This is a genomic window from Patiriisocius sp. 208BN25-11 (assembly GCF_058147145.1).
Genome location: NZ_JBYVJY010000123.1, coordinates 1 through 240, shown reverse-complemented (window position 1 = coordinate 240; position 240 = coordinate 1). Strand labels below are relative to the sequence as shown.

The window sequence follows — 240 nt, the reverse complement described above, 5'->3', positions numbered from 1 at the left end:
ATTTTTCAATATGGAACCTTAGCGTCATGTTTAGAAAATCTTCTCACAAAAGACACAAAATGACTAAAATAACACTATATCCTAATATAAATGCACCTATTCAGGAGGTGTTTGATCTCTCCAGAGGCATCGATTACCATGTGCAGTCTGCTTCACAAACCACAGAAAGAGCCATCGCAGAAACAACTTCGGGTTTAATAGGATTACATGAAACAGTCACCTGGAGTGGAAAACATTTTG

At 37.5% G+C, this 240-nt stretch carries 1 protein-coding gene; it reads left to right on the top strand.

What is annotated here, in order from left to right; all coding sequences use genetic code 11:
• Positions 1–59: 59 nt before the first annotated feature.
• Positions 60–240 (top strand): SRPBCC family protein (locus tag ACY2RS_RS15835; protein ID WP_490099617.1); only part of this gene is annotated, 181 nt, incomplete at its 3' end.